Raw genomic sequence first — 23,298 nt, 5'->3', positions numbered from 1 at the left:
CCGGCCGGGACCGCCGAGGCCACCGGCGAGATGCCGCTGATGGTGACCGGACCCTCGGCCGTGAGCGGGAAGTCGGCCGTGGTGGCGTTGCCGCCATCGTCGTCCGACACGTTCTTGATCAACGTGAGGGTGGCGAAGCCGGCACAGGCCTCGTCCTCGATCGGCTCGCCGAACACCGTGACGGTCATGCCGTTGGCGAGGCCGCGGTCGGAGCCGGGCTCGCCGGTGCAGCTGCCGTCGGTGTCCGGGCCGACGGCGATCGAGATGTCGGCGATGACCCGGTAGACGTGGGTCTCTCCGGCGTCGATCCGGACGTCCTCGACGACGAGGTCGTCCGGCGCCGCGCCGGCGAACGTCGGCGACACGGTCGTGCCGGCGGGTGCCGACACGACTTCGGCCGACGCCGAGTCGACGGTCACGCCAGGGCTGAAGGCGAACTCGTCGGTCAGGTCGTACTCGGCCGGGCCGACCTCGACCTGGTCGCCGACGTTGCGGACCTCGAGCAGGTAGCTCACGGTCCAGGTGCCGTCGGCATTGCGGACGGCCTCGCCGGTCTCGACGACCTTCTCGATCTCGACGTTCGGGTCCGGGATGTCGGTGCAGGCGTCGTCCTCGACCGTGGTCGGGCCGTTGAAGGTGACCGCGGCGCTGTTGTAGGCACCCGAGCCACCGGGCTCGCCCTCGACGATGCAGGTCCGCTCCGCGATGGTCATCGAGCCGGCCACGTCGAACGTGACCGTCACCGTGTAGACGTGCGACTCACCTGCGAAGATCTCCTCACCGGTGACGATCGTCAACGGACCGGGTCCGGCGACACCGACGTCCACCCCGTTGCCCATGGCAGCGACGTTCGTCACCGTGGCGCCGTCGCCGAAGTCCGGCGTGTCGACCAGGTCGTACGTTCCGGGGCCGTCGCCGACGTTCTCGACGACGATCGTGTACTCGGCGGTGTAGACGTTGCCGGCCACGAGCACCGGCTGACCCGGCGACACGGCCTTGTCGATCGTGACGTCCGGCTCGGGGATCTCGTCGCAGTCGTCGTCGGTGTTCGAGTCGCCCTCGCCGAAGCGAACCGTGGCCACGTTGAGCGTGCCGGTGCCGGACTCGCCGTCACCGAGCTCGCAATCACGAGCGCTCGACGTCGCCACGCCCTCGACGGTGAAGGTCACGGTGACCTCGTACACGAACTCGTCCGCCGGGCTGATCGTGCCCGAGGCGACCGTCAGGTCGGCCGGGTCGGTGCCGGCGCCGCCGTTCCAGGTGGTCAGCGGCAGCGGGCCGGTGGCCGAGGTGCGGTCGACGTTCCACGAGGTGATCTCGGTGCCGGCGCCGAACTGGAACTCGTCCTCGAGCGTGAACGCCTCGTCGACGTTCGACAGCGAGGTGACGACCACGTCGTACGAGACCTCGTACTCGGCGTCGTTGCCGGTCTGCGTCACCGGAGCAGTGACCTCCTTCAGGACGACCACGTCGCCGCGCCGGGCGCTGGTGAACGTGCAGACGATCTCCTCGCCCGGTGCGGGCGTGATCGTCGCCGACGCACCGGCCACGCTGGTGTCGGCGTTGACGGCGGGGTCGCAGACGACGTCGATCAGCTGCCAGCCGGGCTCGAAGAGCTCGATGACCTGATAGGTCGCGTTCGGCGCGACGAGCCCCGAGTCGTGCGGCGTATCCGGATCGGCGAGGCCGAATTCGGGCGTGCCGTCGATCGTGCCGCTCCAGTCCTCCTCGAAGTCGAAGACGTCGGGTGCCGCACCGGGGATCGTGACCTTGTCGACGATGATCCGGGCCTTCTTCAGGTTCGTGATCGAGCAGTCGATCACATCACCCGGCTGCGTCGGCGTGTCGAACACGTACGGCGACGTGGCGCCCTCTGCGTCGGTCACCGTGCACGACAGCGTCTGGGCGACGAACTCGTCGTTCGCCCGCTCGGCGACGGTGTAGCCGATGCCGGCGTCGAGGTCCGACGGGAGGCTCGACGCCGGGTTGTTCTGGGCGTCGGTCGTGACGCTGATCGGGGCGATCGGATCACCCCCCTGGGTCGGCGTGACGTCGAACACGAACGTGCCGAAGCCACCTTCGGTCGTCTTCTCGACGACGACCTGCGGCGGGATCGCCACGTTGGTGATCTCGCAGGAGTACGCCGCACCGGCGGTCGCGACGAGCTGGAAGCCCGTCGTGATGGCGTCGGCGTCGGGCAGCGGCACCGGCCCGGCGGCGCCGGGCAGCGAGGCCGTGCAGGTGAACACGGCGCCGGGCAGGTAGCCGGGCACCTCGTTCTCGGTCAGCGTGTACGTCTGGCCCTCGACGAGCTCGGTCCACTGCGCTGCCGGGTCGACCGAGTCGACCGCCTGGGCGGGATCACCGGCGAACGGGCCACCGGCGAGCGTGAACTCGAAGGGCCCCCACGGGCCGGTCACGCCGAGCGTCTGCTTGGTCGCCGTCAGCTCGGCGGGGTCGGCCGCGTTGACGAACGTGCAGACGACCGTTGCGCCGGCGGCCGGCGTGATCGATGCCGTCGACCCGACGAGCTCGCCTCCGGCGGTGCAGATCGAACCCTGGGCGTCGAGCGTCCAACCCGGGGTCGCCAGCTCGGTGACCGTGTAGGTCTGCTCGGCCGGCAGCAGCGCGGACGTGAAGGTGTTGCTCAGCGTGGCGTCGGCGTCGTCGTCCAGCGAGAACGCGTCGTCGAGCAGATCGAATCCGGCCGGCTCGGTCGACGAGAACGAGAAGTCCTGCGCGGAGTCGGGCCGCGCGTCCTTGGTCACGACGATGGTGGCGCGCTCGACGTTGGTGAACGTGCACACCACGGTCTCGCCGGTGTCGAGGTCGATCGACCCGGTGAGCGGCAGCGTCGAGGAGTCGAGCGGGCCCGAGCCCTGGTCGGCGTCGACGCAGCTCACGTTGGTGCCGTCGTAGGCGGGTGTCGGATCGGTCTCGACGACCGCGTACTGGCCGATCAGGACGTTCTCGAACGTCTCCGAACCGGTGTTGTTCGTCGTGGTGATGTCGAACGCGCTGGGCGTCATCCAGTCGCCGCTGAAGCCGAATGTGGCGGCGCCGTCGTCCGAGCGCGTGTTCTTGACGATCACGATGGTGCCGCGCTTCGCGGTGTTCGTGAACGTGCAGGTGATGCCGTTGCCGGCCGCGTCGGTCGGGGTGATCGACAGCGATGCGGTGGTGGCACCCGGCACGTACGCCGGCTCGGCGTCGTTGCCGACGCAGTCGAACGCCACGTCGTAGTCGGCGACGTTGCCGGCGCCGAGGAGTTCGCTCAGCGCGACGGTCTCGCCGGCGTACACGGTCGCGGTGGCGACGTTGCCGGCCGCGGGTGCGTCCGGGGCGGTCGACGTCGCGGTGTCGCCGTCGTGCAACCCGTCGATCTCGAGGGCGGCAGTGTCGCCGGCCTCGGCTGCGCTCCACACCTTCGCGAGCGTCAGCTGCGTCGCCTTGCGGGTGTTCGTGAACGTGCAGGTGATCGTGGTGCCGTCGTCGAGCGAGCTCGGCACGACGAAGTTGCCCGAGGTGCCGAGGTTGTCGGCGGGCACGACACCGTTGTCGCAGCTCAGCGTCGAGGTGAAGTTGGGGTCGGCCTGTTCGGAGACGACGACGACGTCGCCGACGAACACGCTGACCGGGCCGCTGGCCGAGCCGTCGGTGGCGCCGGGGACCACGACGCTGCCGTCGATCGACAGGTCGAACGTGGTCGGGTCGTCGGCGGGCACGACCGCCTTGGCGACGACGACGTCGAGGCTGCGGCGGGCGTTGGTGTAGGTGCAGGTGATGCCGTTGCCGTCGGTGTCGGCTGCCGAGATGGTCAGCCCGTCGTCGACGTCGGCGTCGCCGGTGCCGACGCACGACAGCGTCGTGTCGTAGGCGGCCGAGTCACCGACGTCGAACACCTCCGAGAAGACGAGCGTCTCGCCGGCGTACACGGTGTACGTCGTGGTGTCGGTGTCGGTCTCGGTGGCCGTGTCGGCCGTGGCGTCGAAGTCGACGTCGTTGGTCCCACCGGTGGTGGTGATCGACACGGCGTCGCCGACCTGGGCGTCGACCCACGACTTGACGACCGTCAGATCGGTCGACTTGCGGGTGTTGACGAACGTGCAGGTGACGTCGCCGGGGTCGGCACCGAACGTGATCGAGCCGCCCCGCTGGTCGGCGTCGATGGTCACGCCGGACTGCGCGCCGAGCACGGCGCCGGTCGCGTCGCGACAGGTGACGATGGTGTCGTAGCGGTTGGCGGCGAGACCGGTGAAGGCCTCGTCGAAGTCGACGGTCTCGTTGGCGAAGACGACCATCGAGTCGGACGTCTCGCCCGGAGCGGGAGCGGCGATGTCGATCGCGTTGCCCGATCCCGAGTCGCCGGCGGCCGAGAGGTCGACCGAGTCGGTCGGATCCGCCTGGACCCACTGCTTGACGAGCGTCAGCTCGGCCTCGCCGGGCGTGTTGGTGAACGTGCAGTCCACGTCGACGGGCTGGCTGGGCACGGTGAACGATCCCGAGAGCGCGCCGGCGGTGTAGCCGAGGCCCGGCTGCGTGCAGGCGAGCGCGGCGTCGAACGCGCCGGCATCGGCCGGAACGACGAACGTCTCGGAGAGCGCGACGGTCTCACCCGCGTACACGGTGATCTCGGCGGTGCCGTTGGGCACGCCGTCGGACTCGCTGGCAGCGGTGTCGCTGTTGGCGGGATCGGTGTCGATCTGGCCGTCGGCGCTGAGCGTGACGCCGGCGTCGGGCGAGCCGGTGGCCCACACCTTGTCGAGCGTGAGCGTCGCCGACTTGCGTGTGTTGGTGAACGTGCAGGTGATGACGGCGTCGGCCGCATCGGTGGGCACGTCGAAGCTCGTGGCGGTGGTGCCGGTCGCCGAGACACCGGGGCCGGCGCAGCTCACCGAGGAGTCGTAGTTCGCCAGGTCGGTGCCGGCGTTGCCGGCCACCTCGGCCACAGAGATCGTGTCGCCGATGTTGACCATCGCGGTCGTGGTGGCGCCGTCGCCGCCCGTGACCTCGGTCGGGCCACCCGCATGGCCGGCGACCGAGAGTGTGAACTCCTGGCCGGGCTCGGCCGGCGTGAGGGCCTTGACGACCGTGACCTGTGCCGCGCGACGCGGGTTCGAGAACGTACAGGTGATCGTGGCGCCCGCCGCCGCCCCGTCGGCGTTGGTGGCGAGCGTGCCACTCCGGCCGTCGGGCGCGACGGTCAACCCGCCGATCGCCGCGCCGCCCCGGTCGTCGACGCAGGCGAGCGACGAGAGGTAGTTCGCGGCCGGGTCGACCGTCTCGGCGAGATCGATGTCGGCGCCGAGCACGAAGGCCGTCGGCGTCGGGTCGACGTCGAGCTGTGGCGTGACCCCGCTCGCGACCGACTGGAACGTGTCGTCGATGCCGTCGCCGCCGATGTCGGCGGTCAGGTCGGCCGTGTCACCCTGCTGGGCGACGAGCCACTCCTTGGCGAGCACGATCGTGGCGGTCGCCTCGTTGGTGAAGGTGCAGCTGGCCGACCCGCCGGGGGCGACGTCGATGGTCGCGGTCGTCCCGTTCCCGGCAGCAGAGGAGCCCTGCGAGGCGTCGCACGCGATGCCTGAGAGCGCCCAGCCGGGGGCCGCCGACTCGGTGACGGCGTACTGGCCGGCAGGAACCGTGAACGTCTCGGCGTTGGAGCCGCTGCCGTCGTCGTCGAGCGAGAACGCCCCGAGGTCGCCGGTGAAGTCGAAGGCCTGCGCCGCGTCCGGTCGTGCGTCCTTGGCGACGGTGATCGTCGCCGGCCGGTCGTTGGCCACCGAGCAGGTGACGATGTCGGCCTTCTGGATGGCGAACGGTTGGCCGCCCTGCTCGAGGGCGAACGTGACGGTTGCGCCGCTCTGGCTCGATGCGAGGTCGACGCCGAACGTCGAGACCGAGCCGTCGGTGTTCAGCCGTTCGACGTTGCAGGGTGCCTGCTGCGAGGCGAGCGTCCAGCCCGCCGGCAGGGTCTCGGAGAACGTGAACGTCGAATCCCACGGCTGCGGGTCGTCGACGGTGTTGGGCGTCCACTGGAACAGCGCCGTCCCGGAGCTGTTGGTGACGACGGTCTGGGGCACGTCGTTGCCCGTGCCGTCGTCGGGGGTCACGCCGAGGTCGGGGCTGACCCAGTCGTACTGGTCGGCGCCGCTCTGGTGGTCGACGTCGACCGAGCCGCTGAACGGCCAGTCCTGGACCGGGGCGCCCGTGTCGTCGACCTTGGTGACGGTGACCGACGGCGAGCACAGGGCGAACACGACCTGGCGGAGCGCATCGTCGAGTGCGTCGAAGGTGCTGACGCGGATGGCGTCGACGACTCGGAGGTCGAGTGGGCCGGAGTTCTCCCAGGTGTCGGCGCCGTGCGGCTCGACGGTGCGCGTGAGGAGATCGAAGTTGGTCTGGTTGCTCGCGTCGCCCACGCCGACGGCGAGCACGTGCGCGCCGGTCGCCTTGATCGCGTCGAGCTCGTCGAGCGCGGCGCCGGCGGCGATGTTGCGCTGATCGTCGAACGCACCTCCGATCGAGGTGCCGGCGGTGCCGACCGTGTTGGGCTGGCCGTCGGTGATGAAGACGACGAGCTGGCCGGGCGCACCGACCGGGGCGAGACCCGCCTCCCAGTTCGTCCACAGCTGGCCGGAGCCGGGGTTGTAGCTGGTGGCGACCTGGGCGTTGCCGCCGCCGGTGAGGTAGGTCTCGACCGCGGCGTCGAGTGCGTCGTCGACGGTCTGGAAGTCGGTGGTGCCACCGATCGATGCGGCGCGGCCGTTGGTGGAGAACTCGGTGAACTTGATCCGCGAGCCGGTGTTCTTGAGACCGTCGACGAGCGCTCGGACCGCGTCCTCGACGTCGCCGGTCGCGCCGGCGCTGTTGATCGAGCCCGACTCGTCGAGCACGACGGTGACGTCGATGCCACAGGCGACGGGGAGGTCGGGGTTGGCGGCGACGGTGCCGACGGCGAACTGGACGTTGTCGATGAGGTAGACGTCCTCGTCCTCCCAGCCGCTGCTGCTGCTGTCGAAGCGGATGCCGCTGTTCGCGGAGACGTAGTCGCTCTCGAGCACGATCTCAGCGCGGTAGGGCAGACCGGGGTTCTGGCCGCTGCTGTTCTCGAGCATGGCGACCTCATCCCAGTTGCCGCTCGAGTCGCGGAGCTCGATGCCCAGCTGGTCGCCGCTCCCGGTCTCGCTGACCCAGTCGAACGACAGCACGACGCTGGAGGAGGCGTGGGCGCTGAGGTCGAGCGAGCGGGTGAGGGTCCGGCTGTCGATGTTGAAGAAGCGGAGCTCGCCGCCGGTGATGGTGATGCGGCCGCCGGCGGCGGTGCCGTCGTCGCCCGACTCGACCCACGCGCCGTCGAAGTCCTCGGTGCCGTCGTTCTCGCCGTAGCTGACCGGCACCGCGTCGAACGTGTCGAGATAGGTGGCCGTCGGTGGGAGTGCCGTGACCGGGGCCGCCGCCGCGGGCGTCAGCGCGATGGCGCCGGTGACGCCGATCGATGCACCCAGGGTGAGCCGGATCCAACGGCGGACGATGCCGCCGTTCGTGGTGGGGGCCGGCCGGGGCCGGATTCGCTGTGCCTTCCGCCGAAGGAACATGGTGTCCGCCTTTCAGATGTGCCGGGATTTGCCGCAGAGCACCCGGCTTCGCTCTCTTTCAGTGTTGTCAGAATCACGGTGTCATCCGAAGGAATCGGGCCGGATTTCCACGCTGCGTGGGAGAAACGTCGACGCGAGGCGCGCGAAATCTCACGGATCGTGCGTGGACTTCACGATCTGTTGACGGAACCCCTGCCGACGAGACCGGTGGCGCCGACCCCGGCGGGACGGGTCGTCGGACGGCCTGATGGTGGGCCGAATCGGGGCACGCGACGGCCTCGAACCGGCCCTGCGGAGGGCGCTGCGAGCGGGGGGTGCGACAGGCCGCGATCGCCCGCCGAACGGGCGCCGCAGCCGGCCCGTGATCAGCCGCGGTCGGCGCCCGCGTCGGGAGCTGTCGTCGCGGCCCCGCGCGATGTGATGCCCTGCAGCCCCTGCTGGGGGGCAACCTCAACCAGAGGTTGAGGCTTCGCGATGGCCGATGACGGCCGGCTCAGCGGCGCCGCACCGCCAGCATCGTCGAGCCGATCCCGAGCAGGCCGATCGCCATGATCGCCATCCACGCGTTCGCGGACGCACCGGTGGCCGGCAGCACCCCGGCGCCCGCGTCGAGCGCCGTCGTCGTCGGTGCCAGCGTCGTCGTCGGAGCGAGCGTGGTGGTCGGAGCGAGCGTGGTGGTGGTCGTGGTCGGCGGGGTCGGATCGTCGATGGCCACCACGATCTCGACCTGGCGTCCGTCGAGCATCGTGAACGCCGCATCCGCGTCGTCGGTGATCTGCTCGACGGGCGCCGGCGGTGGCGGATCGAGCACGGTCTGGGTGACCTCGCGGCTGTAGCCGGCGGGCCCCTCGTAGCCGATCACGTAGTCGCCGGGCGTCAGCATCACGTCGAGGCACGAGCCGTCGGCGGCGCACGGCGTCGCCGCGATCACCTCGACGCCACCCGAGTCGAACACCTCGATCGAGATGTCGGTCGGCGTCGCGGTGCCGCCCTCGTCGTTGGTGACCGTGGCCGACACCGTGAGCTGTCCCTCCTGCCACGTGTTCGTGACTCGGCAGTACGTGTCACCGTCGTCGTGGTCGAACGTGCCGTCGGCCGTGACGGACACGCTCGGCTGCTGCGGCGGGAACTCGGCGTTGACGTACTGGTCGCAGGCGATCTCGGTGATCTCGTAGTTGTCGACCGGCACCTCGGTGAGCTCGTAGTCGGCGCCGGCCGGCAGGGCGATCGCTCCGCACTTGGCGGGGTCGTAGTCGCTCTCGCAGGTGGGCTCGGCGACGTCGGCGCCGGTGGCGACCTCGGCGCCGCCGCTGTCGAGCACCCGGATCGTGAACGAGTCGGCCGCTGCGGGCACGCCACCCGGGCCGCCCTCGACCACCTTGTCGACGAGCAGGATCTCGGTCTCGACGTAGATGCTGCAGCTGACCGAGGTCGTGAACAGCTCGACCGTGAACTCGGGCGTGCCGTTGACGATCCGCTCGCGCTGCAAGACCTCTCCGTTGTCGACCATGCAGTCGGCACGCGTCCGGTACCCGGGAGGCGCCCCGTCGACGCCGATCGCGTACTGCGCCGCGTCGTCGAAGCCGGGCCGAACCAGGCTGCAGTCGACGGGGTCCGATTGGTACAGGTACGGGCCGGACGTCGCGCCGGTCGTGGTCCCGCACATGCCGTTCCCGGCAGCAAGGGTGCCGGCCGGCATCTCGTAGAACTCGATCGTGAGCGCCTCGGCGGTGGCGGTGGGATCGGGCCCTCGGACCGTGAGCTCGACGTCGACCGGGATCGTCGGTGGCTGGTCGACACCCGCCTCGGCGAACCCCCCGCCGGTTCCGATGGCCGTGGCTCCGACGGCGACCAACGCCGCCGCAATCCGCATACCCCGCCTCATGTCGTCCTCCTCCGCCCGTTCGCGACGATGGAGAACCTAAGCGGCTGTCAAGAATTCCGCAAGAGATTTCGCGAACGGCGTTATCAGCGCCGGATCACGGGGCGAGGCGGTGGATCTGCCACTGGTCCTCGACCCGCCGGTACCGGAACCGGTCGTGCAGCCGGCTGGGGCGCCCCTGCCAGAACTCCCATTCCTCGGGCAGCAGCCGCCAGCCACCCCAGTGCGGCGGACGAGGGACGGGCTCACCGGCGAAGCGGCGCTCGTGCTCGGCGACCAGCTCCATCAGCTCGTGGCGATCGCGGATCACCTCGGACTGCGGGGACGCCCAGGCGGCGACCTGGCTCGGCCGAGGGCGCGACGCGAAGTAGGCGTCGCTCTCACGGTCGCCGACGCGCTCGACCGCGCCCCGCACCCGCACCTGGCGGTGCAAGTCGAGCCAGGCGAACAGCCCCGCGCCGACCGGGCGCGCCTCGAGCTGGTGGCTCTTGGCCGACACGTAGTTGGTGAAGAACGTGAAGCCGAAGTGGTCGGCGTCGCGGACGAGCACCGCCCGGGAGTCGGGATGGCTCTGGAAGTCGACGGTCGAGAGGATCATCGTGTTGGGCTCGGCGAGACCGGCGTCGAACGCCTCGCTGTGCCAGACGTGCCACTGCTCCATCGGGTCGATCGAGAGGTCGCCGAGCTCGAGCCCGGCGGTCTCGTACTGGAGGCGCCGATCCCGGATCGACGCACGTTCCTGCTCGCTCATCGGACCCTCCCCATCGTCCGCATCGTCCCCATCGAGGTCAATTCTCGATGCGGTCGATCCCGCGCATGTAGGGGCGAAGGGCCCCGGGCACGGTGACCGAACCGTCCTCGTTGCGGTGGTTCTCGATGATCGCCGCCCAGACCCGGGGCACGGCCAGCGCCGAACCGTTGAGGGTGTGGGCGAACTCGGTGCCCTTGATCGGCGTGCCGTCGTCGTCGACGGGCCGGAAGCGGAGGTTGCCCCGACGTGCCTGGTAGTCGCTGAACCAGCTCACCGACGAGACCTCGAGCCACTGATCGGCGCCCGGGGCGTAGACCTCGACGTCGAAGCTGCGGTGGTGGCTCTGGGCCATGTCGCCCGTGCAGATCTCGATCACGCGGTACGGCAGCTCGAGTCCGGCGATCGCCCGGACGGCACGATCGACCATGTCGTCGAGCAGTGCCGGCGCCTGCTCGGGGCGGGCGAACGCCAGCATCTCGACCTTGTCGAACTCGTGGGTGCGCAACATGCCTCGCGTGTCACGGCCGGCCGAGCCCGCCTCGCGACGGAACGACGGGCTGAACGCCATCACCCGGATCGGGAGATCGGCTGCGGCGAGGATCTCGTCGTTGTACAGCGAGGTCAGCGAGGCCTCGGCGGTCGGGACGCACCAGAGGTCGTCACGCTCGATCGCGTATGCGTCGTCCGCGAACTTCGGGAGCTGTCCGGTTGCCGTGAGCGTCGCCGTGGTGACGAGCGACGGTGGCCGGATCTCCTCGTGCACGTCGGCGTTCAGGTCGAGTCCGTACTGGCACAGGGCCCGCGCCAGGGTGGCGCCGGCGCCCCGTTGCATCGTGAACATCGCGCCGGAGATCTTCACCGCCCGCTCGTTGTCGAGGATGCCGAGCTCGGTGGCCGCCTCCCAGTGCGGCACCCGGCGGTGCGGTGGGAACTCGCCGGGGAGGCCGATCGGCCCGACGATGACGGGGTTCTCGGCGTCGGTCGCACCGTCGGGCGCCTCGGGGTGGGGCAGGTTCGGGATCACGAGCAACTCGTCGCGCAGCTGCGCGCTCACGCCGTCGTGCTCGCCGGCGAGCCGCTTCTCGGTCTCGCCGAGCTGGCGCGACTCGGCCTGCAGCGCCTCGGCCTCGTCGACCTTGCCGTCACGCAGGAGCATGCCGACGTCCTTGGAGATCGAGTTGACGCGCGACCGGATCTCGTCGCGCTCGGCGGTGATCTCGCGGAGGCGCACGTCGAGGGCCACGGCGCGGGCGAGCGCTTCGAGCGCGCCCTCGTCGTGGCGCCGCCCGATCGCAGCGCGCACGGTCTCGAGGTCGGAACGGAGCAGCCGTACGTCGATCACCGCAGCGAGGCTACCGACCGAACGCGTGAGGAAGTTGCGCAGATAGTGCGCACGAACCTCACGCGTTCCGGCTCGTTGGGCTGACCGGCGGCTCGTCGCGGCGCGGCGTCACGGGGCGTCGGGCGGCACCGACTGGGCGAAGGCCCGCTCGACGTCGGCCGTGGTCAACGGCTCCTCGTCGTGGCCCACGATCTCGGCGTCGGGCATGCGGGCACCCCGCCGGAAGTCGTACGACTCTGCATGCTGAACCGCGAACTTCTTGAAGAACAGGTAGATCACGATGCCCCACAGGAACAACCCGCCGGCCGTCTTCATGATGGCGCCGGCCAATTGTTGGTCGTCGATCACGCTGATGCCCCACAGCCGCAGGGGCTGGTCGTAGGCGTCGTAGACCACTCCTTCTGCGAAGGTGAGCCACGCCGCCGGCACGGTCGGCACGACCGACTGGAGGAAGAGGTAGATCATCGCGCCGGCGACGCCGATCCGGAACTCGGGCACCGGCCCGCACACCGGCGTCCACATCAGCAGCGACGTCGTCACCACCATCACGTGCAGCAGGTAGTGGAGCGGCCCGTTGACGACCGACTCGTTGACGAGCAGCGGGATGTGCAGGATCATCACCGACGCGTTGAACAGCACACCGGCCACGACCGGCTTCGCGAACCACTGCACGACCCGGTAGAGCGATCCGTCGCCGAGCAGCACGCGTGCCAGCCAGGTCGGCGTCGCCATCAGCGCCAGCGGCGGCAGGAAGTAGCTCAGCATCATGTGCTGCACCATGTGCGCCGAGTAGAGGTACTCCTCGCTGATGTCGTGCATCGGCCAGTCGGAGGCGATCCACAGGGTCAGCATCGCCAGCACGAACGTCACGACGTTGGCCCGCGAGACCACGGGCTGCCCGTCGGGCACCGCCTTCGGGCCGATGACGCGCACCATGTAGACGTACGCCGAGGTCAGGAACGCGACCAGCAGCCAGACCTCGGGGTGCCACTGGAAGGCCAGCGGATCGACCGGAAGCTCGGCTGCGAGGTGGGACTGCGCCATCAGGCGCCTCTTTCGGGAACGGGGCGGGTCAGGAGTTGAAGAACTGGAACGTCAACATCGCGGCGATGTAGACGCCGAGCGCCAGGAACAGACCCATGTAGAACATGATGCTGAACAGGCGGTTGTCGAACTTCAGGTGCATGAAGTACGCGACGACGGTGTAGAACTTCAGCACCATCAGGATCAGCAGGCCGGGCAGGAAGAACGGGCCGAGGTCGTCGACCATGTAGCTGAACGCCACCTCGATGGCCGTGACGCCCGCGAGGATCAACGCCACCACGACGTACTGGCTGTCCTTGAAGTGCTCGGCGTGCTCGCCGTGCTCGTCGACGGCGTCGTGGGTGGTGGCGGTGTCGGTGCTCATCGGGTCGCTCCGATCACGCCGGGACCAGGTAGACGAGGGTGAAGATCAGGATCCACACGATGTCGACGAAGTGCCAGTAGAGCCCGATCAGCTCGACGGTCTCGGCCTTGTCGCCGGGCACACGGTTCTTCAGGATCATGCCGACGGCCGAGAGCAGCAGGACGACGCCGACCGACACGTGCACGCCGTGGAACCCGGTGAGGGTGTAGAAGCTCGACGAGAACAGGCTGGTCGTGAACCCGAGACCCTCGCGATAGAAGGTCGTGAACTCGTAGACCTGGCCGGCGACGAACAGCGAGCCCAGCACGGCGGTGACGGTGAGCCACAGGCGCGTGTTGCGATCGTCCTTCCGGTTGGCGGCCGACACGGCGAGCACCATCGTCAGCGACGACATCAGCAGCACGAAGCTCGACGCCGACGTGAACGGGATGTCCCAGAACTGGTCGGGGCCACCGTTGGCCGAGTGGCGGCCGCGGTAGAGCATGTAGGTGGAGATCAGGCCACCGAACAGCAGGCACTCGGAACCGAGGAACAGCCACATCGCGAGCTTGTTGTTGGACAGCCCGGTCGAGGTGTGGTGCGCGTCGTGCACACCGTCGCGCTCCCAGCCCGAGGCGGCTTCGTGGACGGCGACGTCAGCCATTGGCGGCCACCTCCAGCTCGCCGCCGGTCTCGGGTGGCGGCGGGTCGTAGTCGCTGTCGGATGCGGTGTGCGGCTCGAGGCCCCACCCGAACATCGCCAGGAGGGCGATCGCGGCACCGACGGCGATCAGGATGAAGTTGTAGATGATGCCGTACGCCATGATCGGCAACGAGACGGCGAGCACGATCGGCCAGTACGACGGCGACGGCAGGTGGATGTGCTCTTCGGCGTGCGATTCCTGGTCGGCGAGGATGTCCTCGGCCGTGGCCACCTGGTGGTAGTCGTGGTGCTCGCCCTCGCCACGGTCCTCGTACTTGCGGTGGAAGAACTCGTCGAGGTGGCCGACGATCGGGATCGCGTCGAAGTTGTGCTCCTTCGGCGGGCTCGTCGTCATCCACTCGAGCGAGCGTGCGTCCCACGGGTCGAGCGGCGCCGGGCCGTGACGGCGGTGCGACAGCCACACGTTGACGAAGAACACCAACACGCCGATGCCGAGGACGAACGATCCGACCGACGCGACCGCGTTCCAGAACCCGAGGTTGAAGAAACCCTCACCGGCGCGGGCCTCGGTCCAGACGTACATGCGGCGCGGCTGGCCCTGCAGGCCGATGATGTGCATCGGACCGAACGTCAGGTTCAGCCCGATCGTCATCAGCCAGAAGTTCCACTTGCCCCACTTCTCGTCGAGCATCTTGCCGAACACCTTCGGCCACCAGTAGTAGAGGCCGGCGAAGATGCCGAGGATCGCGCCGCCGAACAGCACGTAGTGGAAGTGCGCGACGATGTAGTAGGTGTCGGTCTGCTGGGTGTCGGACGGCGCGACGGCGTGCGTGACCCCGGACAGGCCGCCGATCGTGAACTGGACGATCAGGCCGACCGCGAACAGCATCGCCGTGGTGAAGCGGATCTTGCCGCCCCACATGGTGAGCGTCCAGTTGACGATCTTGACGCCGGTCGGGATGGCGATCGCCATCGTCGCCACCGAGAAGACGGCGACCGAGATCGGGCCGAGGCCCGAGGCGAACATGTGGTGCGCCCACACGCCCCAGCCGACGAAGCCGATCGCGGCGCCCGAGAAGACGACGAGCGGGTAGCCGAACAGCGGCTTCTTCGAGAAGACCGGAAGCACCTCGGACACGATGCCGAACGACGGCAGGATCAGGATGTACACCTCGGGGTGGCCGAAGATCCAGAACAGGTGCTGCCACAGCAGCGGGTCGGCGCCGGCCTCGACCGAGAAGAACGTCGCGTCGAACGTGCGCTGGAACATCAGCAGGAACAGCGCGACCGTGATGACCGGGATCGCGAACAGCAGCAGGAACTGCACCACGAGGATCATCCAGGTGAAGATGGGCATCTTCATCAGGCTCATCCCCGGCGCCCGCATGTTGATGACGGTGACGATCAGGTTGATCGCGCCGGTCAGCGAGGCGATGCCGGTGATCTGCAGGCCGAGGACCCAGAAGTCGATGCCGTCGGTCGGCGAGAACGGCACCGACGAGTTCGGGGCGTACATGAACCAGCCACCGTCGGCGGCACCGCCGAGGATCCACGACGTGTTGATGAAGACCGCTCCGACGAAGAAGCACCAGAAACCGAACGCGTTGATGCGGGGGAACGCCACGTCGCGGGCGCCGATCTGGAGCGGGACGAAGTAGTTGGCGAACGCCGCCGCCATCGGCATCACGAACAGGAACACCATCGTGGTGGCGTGCATCGTGAACATCTGGTTGTACTTGTCGGCCGACAGGATCGTGCCGTCGGGGCCGGCGAGCTGCGCACGGATGAGCAGCGCCTCGAGACCGCCGACGAGGAAGAACAGCATGGCGGTGACGCCGTACATGATCCCGAGCTTCTTGTGGTCGATGGTGAAGAGCCACGACTGCCAGCCCGTCGACTCGACCGGACGCCGGAACGTGCCGTACGTCGACGACGGCGTCGACACCTCGGGGAGGGTCGTGGTGGAACGTTCGATCAGGGCCATCTCAGATCACCATCACTTGCGCTCGAGCAGATAGGCGACCAGCTCGTCGATCTGGTCTTCGGACAGGGCGAGGTTGGGCATGCCGCGAACCTTGTTGTCGGTCTCTTCGAGCAGCTCGGGGTCGGCGTACATCGGCTTCTTCGCCGGTGCGTTGCGGAGCCACTCCTTGAGGTCGATCTCGTTGAGGCACGAATCGTCGACACCGGCCAGGTAGCGCTCGCCGAAGTCGGCCGGCGACGCCTCCCAGACGTCGACGCGGCACTGCTCGGTCAGCAGGTCCCACGTGGCGCCGGCGAACGTGTTGCGGGTCATGAAGTTGGTGAGGTTCGGCGCCGCGCCGCTCCACACCCACTGCTCGGGCGCCGACACGACGAGGTCGCCGTCGGCGTCGGTCAGGCCGTCGATCTGGTGGCAGCGCGAGCACTGCGAGATGAACGTCTGCTCGCCGGTGGCGGCGAGCGTGCCGGGCTCGGGCGCCTGGTACGGCTCGAGCTGGTTGTCGAGCCAGGTCTGGAAGTCGGCGTCGCCGAGGGCGACGATCTCCATCCGCATGTTGGCGTGGCTGAGACCGCAGAACTCGGCGCACTGGCCGGCGAAGATGCCGGGTCGCTCGGCGTGGAAGTTCCAGGTGTGGACGCGGCCGGGCACCATGTCGCGCTTGCCGTTGAGCTTGGGCACCCAGAACGAGTGGATGACGTCGCGGCTGGTGCCGCGGATGACGACCTTGGCGTCGACCGGGATCACCATCTGACCGCTGGTGACGATCGGCGCCGGCTCGCCCGTGGGCGTGAAGCCGCAGATCGAGCCGTCGGCGGCGACCGGGTAGTCGTACTCCCACCACCACTGCTGGCCCGTGACGTTGATGACGCAGTCGGCGTCGTCGGTGTCGTTGAGCGCGATGACCGTGGCGACGGTCGGCACGGCGATCGAGGCGAGGAGCACGGCCGGGAGCGCGATGAAGAGGTACTCGAGCCAGGCCTTGCCGTGCGTCTGCTCGGGGATCGGCTGGCCCCGGTCGCGGTACTTCACGACGGTCAGGGTGATGAACACGAGCACGATCACGCCGACGATGCCGGCGATCATGAAGATCGGCCACTGCAGGTCGTGGATCCGCTGCGCCTCCTCGCCGGCCGGGGCCCACGTGTCCTGCGGGGCGTCGGCGGCACAGGCGGAGAGCCCGGCAGCGCCGAGCGCGGCGAGGCCTGCCCGGCGGAGGCCGGTCGAGCGTCGGGAAGGGGGTTCGGGCTGCATCGAGTTTGTCCGTACTTTCTCGGGCACGCTAGTCGACGTCGTCACGGCACGACCACCTCAGCTGCCGCTTCGGAGCCGGCGACGGTGAAGGCGTACTCCTCGTCGATCGCGAAGCTCGGGCGGTCGAACTCGACCGTCAGCAATTGCACACCGCCCTCTTCGACGAGCGCCGTGCACACCCGCTCGGGGCTCAACGGCACACCGTCGTCGTCGGTGTCGGGGTACAGCTCGATCACGAGCCGGGCATGGTGGTCGCTCTCGTTGCGGAACAGCACGTTGTTGGGATTCGAGCGCGGCAGCGTCAGCGCTGCGAAGTCACCGTCGAAGCCGGGCACGTCGACGTCGAGCCGGTCGCCGTCGAAGGTGAGCTCGGCCGCCACGTTCGACTTCGAGGCGACGGTCTGGCTGGCGTTCTCGTCGGCCTCGGTCTCTTCGGTGCCGCACTCGTTCTCCTCGGCGAGGTAGCCGGTGGTCTCGTGGACGTGGGTCTTGCGCTCGCCGTTCAACCCGGCGAACGCACCACCTGCGATCAGGGCGATCGCGGCGATCGAGAAGGCGCCCGTCAGCGTGGACTTCGAGATGTTGCGCTGGAGGCCGATCAGCGCCGCGACCGCCAGCACGATGGCGGCGAGCACGGCGAACGCGACCACCGTGGCGGTCTTGCTGGGGAGGCCGAGCATCACCCGGCTGAACGCGTAGACGACGACGCCGGCGCCGATCGCGCCGGCGACCGGCAGCTCGAGCGGATCGACCAGCATGTCGCGCGCGGCGGCGTTGTAACCCCGGTCGGCGGAGGCGCGCTCGCTCCAGCCCTGGATCAACCACTCGATCGCGCCGGCGGCGATGGCGATCAGACCGAGGACGAAGATCGCCCGGTACGTGACCAGCCCGAGGGTGAGCGTCGTCGCCCCCAGCGCGACCAGCAGCGGCCACAGGCTCGGGCGCGCGGTCGCCTGGGCGGCGGCCGACGCGTCGAAGCTGTCGTGGTCCATCGCCGAGACGTTGGAGTCGCGCACGAAGACGTTGATGCCGGCCAGCAGCGACAGTCCGACTGCGGCCGAGATGAGACCGATCGTGCCGAGCGTGCCCTCCTGCGCGATGCCGTAGATCGCGGCGAACACCCACGCCGCAGCGGCGGAGCCGATCAGGAGTTTGGAGCCAGTGGTGAACAAGGTGAACTCACTTGGTGACGTAGACGACGAACCAGACCGCGCTGTAGGCGGTGGCGGCGAAGTACCAGTACAGAGCGTGGGCCGACAGGATCTCGGTCTCTTGCAGGCGGCCGCCGAGCGCCCGGAACGCGGCGACGGTGGTGTAGACGAGGCCGGCGATCACGAGCGCCGTCATCGTGCCGGTCATCGCATAGAAGAGCGCGCCGTAGTAGTCGTCGCGGATCGGCACCGCCATGTCGACGTAGACGAACGCCTGGGCGTTGATGTACGCGATCGCCAGGATGCCGGTGACGGCCAGCGCGAGGCCGGTGTGGGCGCGGTCGCCGCGATTGCCCGAGTAGACCGCCCACTGGGCGAAGAGGCACAGGGCCCAGATGGTCATCAGCATCACGTTCGAGGCGACCTCGGGGATGATGTAGTCGACCGGGAAGCGCTCACCCGCGTCGACGACGCGCTCACGCAGCAGCACCCAGATCGCGAGCATGCCGCCGACGAGCGTCGATGCTGCGACGCATGCGAGCGCGGTCGCCACGAACAGCTGGCGACGCGGGGCGGGCGGTGCGGCGGCCGGCAGGGCGACCGTGGCCGACGGCGTCGTCACGACGAGGTCCCTTCGTACGTCAGGTCGAACTGCGGTTCGGGCGACGCCACCGTGGGGACGTGCTCGAAGTTGTCGGCCGGAGCCGGCGACGAGGTCGACCACTCGATCGTGTGCCCGCCGACGGGGTTGTCGTCGGCCTGCTCACCGGCACCGGCGAAGGTCTTCAGCAGCAGGCCGCCGAACGCCAGCACGGTCAACGCCATCAGCGCATGCCCGGCGAGCGACAGGCCGTTCCAGAGCGCCCCGGTGTCGCCGTCGATGACGAGCATCGCTGCCACGTCGGCGTCGTTGGCGGGCACGCCGCCGACCTGGTCGAGGAAGCCGGCGATGTAGAGCGGCAGACCGGCCAGCACCGTGGCGAGCACGCCGAGCAGCGCCAGCGGCAGCACCTGCTTCTCGGAGATCTGGCGCCCCCACAGCTTCGGCGCCCAGAAGACCACGCCGCCCATGACGGCGAGCGCCGTGCCGTACACGACGTAGATCGTGGCGCCCTCCTCGAAGGTGGTGAACAGCGGCTCGGCTTCACCCGGCCCGCGGATCAGGTCGACGTCGGTGATGCCCATCAGGAAGTTGCCGGCGATGCCCGCGCCGACCATGCCGAGGCCGAGGAACGAGAAGACGAAGCCCGAGCTGATCGAGGGCCGGCCGTTGGCGAGCCCGCCCTGGGCGGTGAGGCCACCGAGCCCCATCACGACCGCCAGCCCGAGCAGCGGCAGCCCTGCGAAGATCAGGAACGGCACGGCATCGCGCACGAACCTCTCGCCGCCGGTGTCGAACGTGACCTCGTGGACGAACTGCTGGGTCGTGGCCGCCAGAGCGGCGACGCCCACGAGCGCGATGCCTGCGAACGCGACACCGCGGAGCGCCTGGCGGTTCTTGAACGTCACCGGGATCATCTCGGCCGCCACCCCGACGGCCGGCAACGCGTAGACGATGACCGCAGGCACCGAGAACGCCCAGCCGATCCAATCGCCGATGCCCTCGGCGCCGCCGAAGTTGAGCTGGGCGTAGCGGTGATCGATGAACAGGTAGACGATCGCACCGAACGCGACCGGCAGTGCGACGAGCATCGCCAGGGACCCGACGAGGGCCGACCACGCGAACAGCGGGACGCGGCGCATCGTCATGCCGGGGGCGCGCGTGGTGAGGACCGACGTGGCGACGCAGCCGGCCGAGGCGAGCAGGCCGAGGATCATGAGGCCGTGGCCGGCGAGGAAGAGGTCGATCGCCTGGTTGTCGCCGCCGCCGATGCCGCCGTTGCGGCCCAGCGCGACGAACGTGAGGGCGAGACCGCCGACCCACGAGTAGAAGCCGGTGAGCGCCAGCCGCGGGAACGCGATCGAGCGCGCGCCGAGCTGCAGCGGGGCGATGGCGATCGCCAGACCGAGGCCGAGCGGGATGACCGCGCCGAACACGAGGCCGACGCGGTATGCCTGGAACGTCTGCAGCAGCGCGTCGGCGTCGAGCGAGACGGCGCCGTCGTCGGCGCGCTCGAACCCGAGCACGGCGCCGAGGACGGCGGTGGCGGTGAGGACGAGCAGACCCATCGCGAGGTACAGGCGACCGATCCGCTTGTGATCGGTGGTCGTGACCCACGCCGCGGCCGTCACGAAGAACGCCTCGACGGCGGAGCGGGAACCCGGGTCTGATGCGGCGTCGCCAGCAGCCGCGTCAGCGGCCTCTGGGCGTGTATCGATCGTCGTCATGTGACGTGGAGCGTTCCCTTGGTCATGGTGGGGGCGTCTGGCCGGTCGGCGGGTGCCGAAATCGCCTCGACACTATCGATGCACACTACTGGTCGGCTGCCGCCCGGAAGGAAATCCACGTCCGCCGTTCGCGTTCACGTGCGCACGATCGGCTCGAGCCCGAACTGCTCGCGTCCCAGCCCGTCGAGATCGGACACCGACGCCCGGCCGACGAAGTCGACCTCGTGGTCCTCCGGCGGGAAATCGGCGGGGCTGCGCCCGGTGACGAACCGTTCGGGCATCGTGGCCACGTAGGCGTCGTTGCGGGCGCAGCGCGGTGCGACGCCGATGTACATCACGTTGCCCGCGCGTTCGTCGCTGCTGGCGTCGGCGACCGAGTGGAACAGGTCGCCGTGCCACCAGACGGTGTCGCCCGGCTCGACCGGCGGAACGGGCGTGAGCGCCGGCAGCAGTGCGTCGTCCGGCCGGGCTCGGGGCGCGCCGTCCGGCTCGTCGGCGAGGACCGACCGGAGGAGCCCGTCGAGCATGCTCAGCGTGATGGCCGCCGGGATCGGCAGGATGTGCAGACCGCCGTCCTCGGGACGCATCTCCGACAACGCGGTCCAGCCCTGGAAGGTGCGGAAGACCGCCGACGGGGCGTCGGCCGAGCTGCTCGGGTCGGTCCGGTGCGCCGCGTGCCAGGGATCGAAGCGGTCGGGCTCGCCGGCGAACACGTGACGGAAGACGCGACGGTTCTCCTCCTCGCGCCAGCCGAGGCGCGCGACCGAGTCGACGTGCGGCAACAGCCCGCGCGACTCGACACCCGGCGCCCGGCGCCGGACCCGGTCGGGGTAGCCGATGTCGTGCGCCGGGTCGAACCACGTGGTGCCCTCCGACTCGTGGCGCCAGAACCCGTTCAGGAATCGCCGGACCGTCGCCATCCGGTCGTGCTGGCGGGCTTCGACCTGCGGGCGCGACCAGTAGATCCCCCAGATCCGTGATCCGGTCGCGGCCCGCTCGGGCTGCAGCGCGGCGTAGCGCTCCTCGAACCGGTTGCGCTGCAGGTAGTCGGCGAGCTCGCGGTCCCACTCCTCTGCCTGCTGGCGCTCGAACGTGTTGCGGACGACCACGCAGGCCCGCCGGCGGACGGCGTCATGCGTCCCGTCCGGCACGCGCCCCCGGACGATGTCGTCGTAGTCGATGACCGGCACGGCGTCTCGCTCGTCGCCAACGGCGGCCACCTCGTCGGCGAGCCGAACCCGGAGTTCGGCGATCAGCCCTGGCAGGTCGGCCGGGCGCAGATCGACGCCGTCCAACACGTCCTGCACATCGGGAGCGGGCACGGCCCCAGTCCACCACAGCGGCGGTTCGTTCGCGTGAGGGTTCTGCGCACATAGTGCGCAACTTCCTCACGCGTTCGTCGGTCGGTCAGAGCAGGACGTCGAGGGTCATCGCGCCGAACAGCACGGTGACGTAGGTGATCGAGAAGCCGAACACCCGCATCGACGCCGACGCGGTCGGGCGGCGGCCGAGCCAGATCGTGGCGCCGATGAAGACCGCGCCGAGCGCGACGGCGGTGACCGAGTAGATCAGTCCGAGGTCGGCGACCGGGATCAGGACGATCGTGGCGGCGACCATGGCGACCGTGTGACCGACCATCTGACGCACGGCGTGCTCGAACGGCACGACGGCGGGCAGCATCGGCACGTTGGCGGCTCGGTAGTCGTCGGCGTACTTGATGGCGAGTGCCCAGAAGTGCGGCGGCGTCCAGAAGAACATGGCGGCGAACAGCACGAACGGCGTCCAGCCGAGCGAGTTCTGCACCGCAGCCCAGCCGACGAGCACGGGGACGGCGCCGGCAGCCCCGCCGATCACGATGTTCTGCCGGCTGGTGCGCTTGAGCCAGAGCGTGTAGATGCCGACGTAGAACGCCGTCGCCGCGAGCGCCAGCGTCGCGGCGAGCAGGTTGGCGCCGGCCCACAACACGAGGAAGGCGGCGACCTCGAGCACGACTGCGAACACGAGTGCGTTGCGAGGTTCGATCGCCCCCGTCACGAGCGGACGGTTCTGCGTGCGCTCCATGAGCCGGTCGATGTCACGGTCGACGTACATGTTGACGGCGTTGGCGCCGCCGGCGGCGAGCGTGCCGCCGATGAGGGTGAGCAGCACCAGCCACGTCGACGGCCAGCCACCCTCGGCGAGCACCATCGTCGGCACGGTCGTGATGAGGAGGAGTTCGATGATCCGCGGCTTGGTCAGCGCGACGTAGGCGCCGATGGTCGATGTGGCCGCACGCCGGCCACCGTGCGCCACGCCGCCCGGAGCCAACCGGGACGGGACGAGGGGGCGGCTGCCGACGGCCATGACGTCCCATCGTACGGGCCGGTCGCACAACCCGGCCAACGCCATCGCGTCGTCCGCTCGGGGCGTCCCGTCGCGGTCGGGCGTCACGACACATGTGGCGACGCGGCCGGAGGGGCACAATGGAGGTGTGCCCACGACGATCGAGCCCACGCGGGTCGAGGAACCCGAGGTCGACGAGCACACCTCGGAGGATCACCCGTGGATCGTGATCGTCTGGAACGACCCCGTGAACCTGATGAGCTACGTGACGTTCGTGCTGAAGAAGCTGTTCGGCTACTCGCACGAGAAGGCGACCGAGCTGATGCTCGACGTGCACCACAAGGGCAAGGCGGTGGTCGCCGACGGCAGCCGCGAGCAGGCCGAGATGCACGTGTTCCGCCTGCACGAGCACGGGCTGTGGGCGTCGATGGAGAAGCCCGGTGAGTGATCGACCCTCCGATGCGACCCCGACCCCGGCGCCGGTCGCCGAGCGCCGATGGACCAGCCCGATGAACGATCGACCCTCCGACGCGACCCCGACCCCGGCGCCGATCGCCGAGCGCCGATGGACCAGCCCGATGAACGATCGACCCTCCGACGCGACCCCGACCCCGGCGCCGATCGCCGAGCGCCGATGG

At 69.5% G+C, this 23,298-nt stretch carries 15 protein-coding genes; 1 reads left to right on the top strand and 14 read right to left on the bottom strand.

Annotated features, from left to right (window positions below):
• From QNJ12_RS16030 to QNJ12_RS15965, 14 genes are all read right to left on the bottom strand, one after another.
• The coding region (locus QNJ12_RS16030) for a VWA domain-containing protein (protein ID WP_300624076.1) at positions 1-7,598 on the bottom strand (7,598 nt) is incomplete at its 3' end.
• Between the two features lie 493 nt (positions 7,599-8,091).
• Entirely contained in the window at positions 8,092-9,483 is a 1,392-nt protein-coding gene (locus QNJ12_RS16025; RefSeq protein WP_300624074.1) for an LPXTG cell wall anchor domain-containing protein, read from the bottom strand.
• 94 nt (positions 9,484-9,577) lie between these two features.
• Positions 9,578-10,231 (bottom strand): pyridoxamine 5'-phosphate oxidase, encoded by a 654-nt coding sequence (gene pdxH / locus QNJ12_RS16020; protein WP_300624072.1) that lies wholly within the window; start codon positions 10,229-10,231, stop codon positions 9,578-9,580.
• A 37-nt stretch (positions 10,232-10,268) separates the two neighbouring features.
• Positions 10,269-11,573 carry a serine--tRNA ligase gene (gene serS / locus QNJ12_RS16015; RefSeq protein ID WP_300624070.1) on the bottom strand — a complete coding sequence of 435 codons (1,305 nt, stop codon included), beginning with the start codon at positions 11,571-11,573 and terminating at the stop codon, positions 10,269-10,271.
• A gap of 108 nt (positions 11,574-11,681) precedes the next feature.
• Positions 11,682-12,617, bottom strand: coding sequence for a cytochrome c oxidase assembly protein (locus QNJ12_RS16010; RefSeq protein WP_300624068.1), 936 nt, complete (start codon positions 12,615-12,617; stop codon positions 11,682-11,684).
• 28 nt (positions 12,618-12,645) lie between these two features.
• On the bottom strand, positions 12,646-12,981 hold the full coding sequence (locus QNJ12_RS16005; RefSeq protein ID WP_300624066.1) for a cytochrome C oxidase subunit IV family protein: 336 nt from the start codon (positions 12,979-12,981) through the stop codon (positions 12,646-12,648).
• Between the two features lie 13 nt (positions 12,982-12,994).
• Entirely contained in the window at positions 12,995-13,624 is a 630-nt protein-coding gene (locus QNJ12_RS16000) for a cytochrome c oxidase subunit 3 (RefSeq protein WP_300624064.1), read from the bottom strand.
• Positions 13,617-15,608 (bottom strand): cytochrome c oxidase subunit I, encoded by a 1,992-nt coding sequence (ctaD, locus tag QNJ12_RS15995; RefSeq protein WP_300624061.1) that lies wholly within the window; start codon positions 15,606-15,608, stop codon positions 13,617-13,619. The genes QNJ12_RS16000 and ctaD overlap by 8 nt, the downstream gene beginning before the upstream one ends.
• A gap of 12 nt (positions 15,609-15,620) precedes the next feature.
• Entirely contained in the window at positions 15,621-16,859 is a 1,239-nt protein-coding gene (gene coxB / locus QNJ12_RS15990) for a cytochrome c oxidase subunit II (RefSeq protein WP_300624059.1), read from the bottom strand.
• A gap of 41 nt (positions 16,860-16,900) precedes the next feature.
• A complete protein-coding gene (locus QNJ12_RS15985; protein ID WP_300624057.1) occupies positions 16,901-18,031 on the bottom strand; it encodes a hypothetical protein in 1,131 nt (376 codons plus the stop codon).
• 7 nt (positions 18,032-18,038) lie between these two features.
• Entirely contained in the window at positions 18,039-18,632 is a 594-nt protein-coding gene (locus QNJ12_RS15980; protein WP_300624055.1) for a cytochrome c oxidase subunit 3, read from the bottom strand.
• Complete coding sequence (locus tag QNJ12_RS15975; protein WP_300624053.1) at positions 18,629-20,338, bottom strand: cbb3-type cytochrome c oxidase subunit I; 1,710 nt, start codon at positions 20,336-20,338, stop codon at positions 18,629-18,631. Before QNJ12_RS15975 ends, QNJ12_RS15980 begins: the two co-directional genes overlap by 4 nt.
• A gap of 134 nt (positions 20,339-20,472) precedes the next feature.
• The gene (locus tag QNJ12_RS15970) at positions 20,473-21,660 is read right to left on the bottom strand and encodes a YbiU family protein (protein WP_300624051.1); all 1,188 of its coding nucleotides are present in this window, start codon (positions 21,658-21,660) and stop codon (positions 20,473-20,475) included.
• Positions 21,661-21,745: 85 nt separating this feature from the next.
• The gene (locus tag QNJ12_RS15965) at positions 21,746-22,681 is read right to left on the bottom strand and encodes a heme o synthase (RefSeq protein ID WP_300624050.1); all 936 of its coding nucleotides are present in this window, start codon (positions 22,679-22,681) and stop codon (positions 21,746-21,748) included.
• A 127-nt stretch (positions 22,682-22,808) separates the two neighbouring features.
• Here QNJ12_RS15965 and clpS point away from each other — a divergent pair, with 127 nt between their 5' ends.
• Entirely contained in the window at positions 22,809-23,108 is a 300-nt protein-coding gene (clpS, locus tag QNJ12_RS15960) for an ATP-dependent Clp protease adapter ClpS (RefSeq protein WP_300624049.1), read from the top strand.
• The last annotated feature ends 190 nt before the right edge of the window (positions 23,109-23,298 follow it).

Origin of the sequence: Ilumatobacter sp., assembly GCF_030065885.1 — a bacterium.
Lineage (GTDB): Bacteria > Actinomycetota > Acidimicrobiia > Acidimicrobiales > Ilumatobacteraceae > Ilumatobacter.
This window is presented reverse-complemented; position numbering and strand designations above follow the sequence as displayed.

Coding starts and splice junctions, on each gene's coding strand:
- QNJ12_RS15965 (WP_300624050.1), bottom strand. CDS start 22,681: ATGGCCGTCGGCAGCCGCCCCCTCGTCCCGTCCCGGTTGGCTCCGGGC.
- QNJ12_RS16025 (WP_300624074.1), bottom strand. CDS start 9,483: ATGAGGCGGGGTATGCGGATTGCGGCGGCGTTGGTCGCCGTCGGAGCC.
- QNJ12_RS16000 (WP_300624064.1), bottom strand. CDS start 13,624: ATGGCTGACGTCGCCGTCCACGAAGCCGCCTCGGGCTGGGAGCGCGAC.
- QNJ12_RS16010 (WP_300624068.1), bottom strand. CDS start 12,617: ATGGCGCAGTCCCACCTCGCAGCCGAGCTTCCGGTCGATCCGCTGGCC.
- pdxH (WP_300624072.1), bottom strand. CDS start 10,231: ATGAGCGAGCAGGAACGTGCGTCGATCCGGGATCGGCGCCTCCAGTAC.
- ctaD (WP_300624061.1), bottom strand. CDS start 15,608: ATGGCCCTGATCGAACGTTCCACCACGACCCTCCCCGAGGTGTCGACG.
- coxB (WP_300624059.1), bottom strand. CDS start 16,859: ATGCAGCCCGAACCCCCTTCCCGACGCTCGACCGGCCTCCGCCGGGCA.
- QNJ12_RS15975 (WP_300624053.1), bottom strand. CDS start 20,338: ATGACGACGATCGATACACGCCCAGAGGCCGCTGACGCGGCTGCTGGC.
- QNJ12_RS16005 (WP_300624066.1), bottom strand. CDS start 12,981: ATGAGCACCGACACCGCCACCACCCACGACGCCGTCGACGAGCACGGC.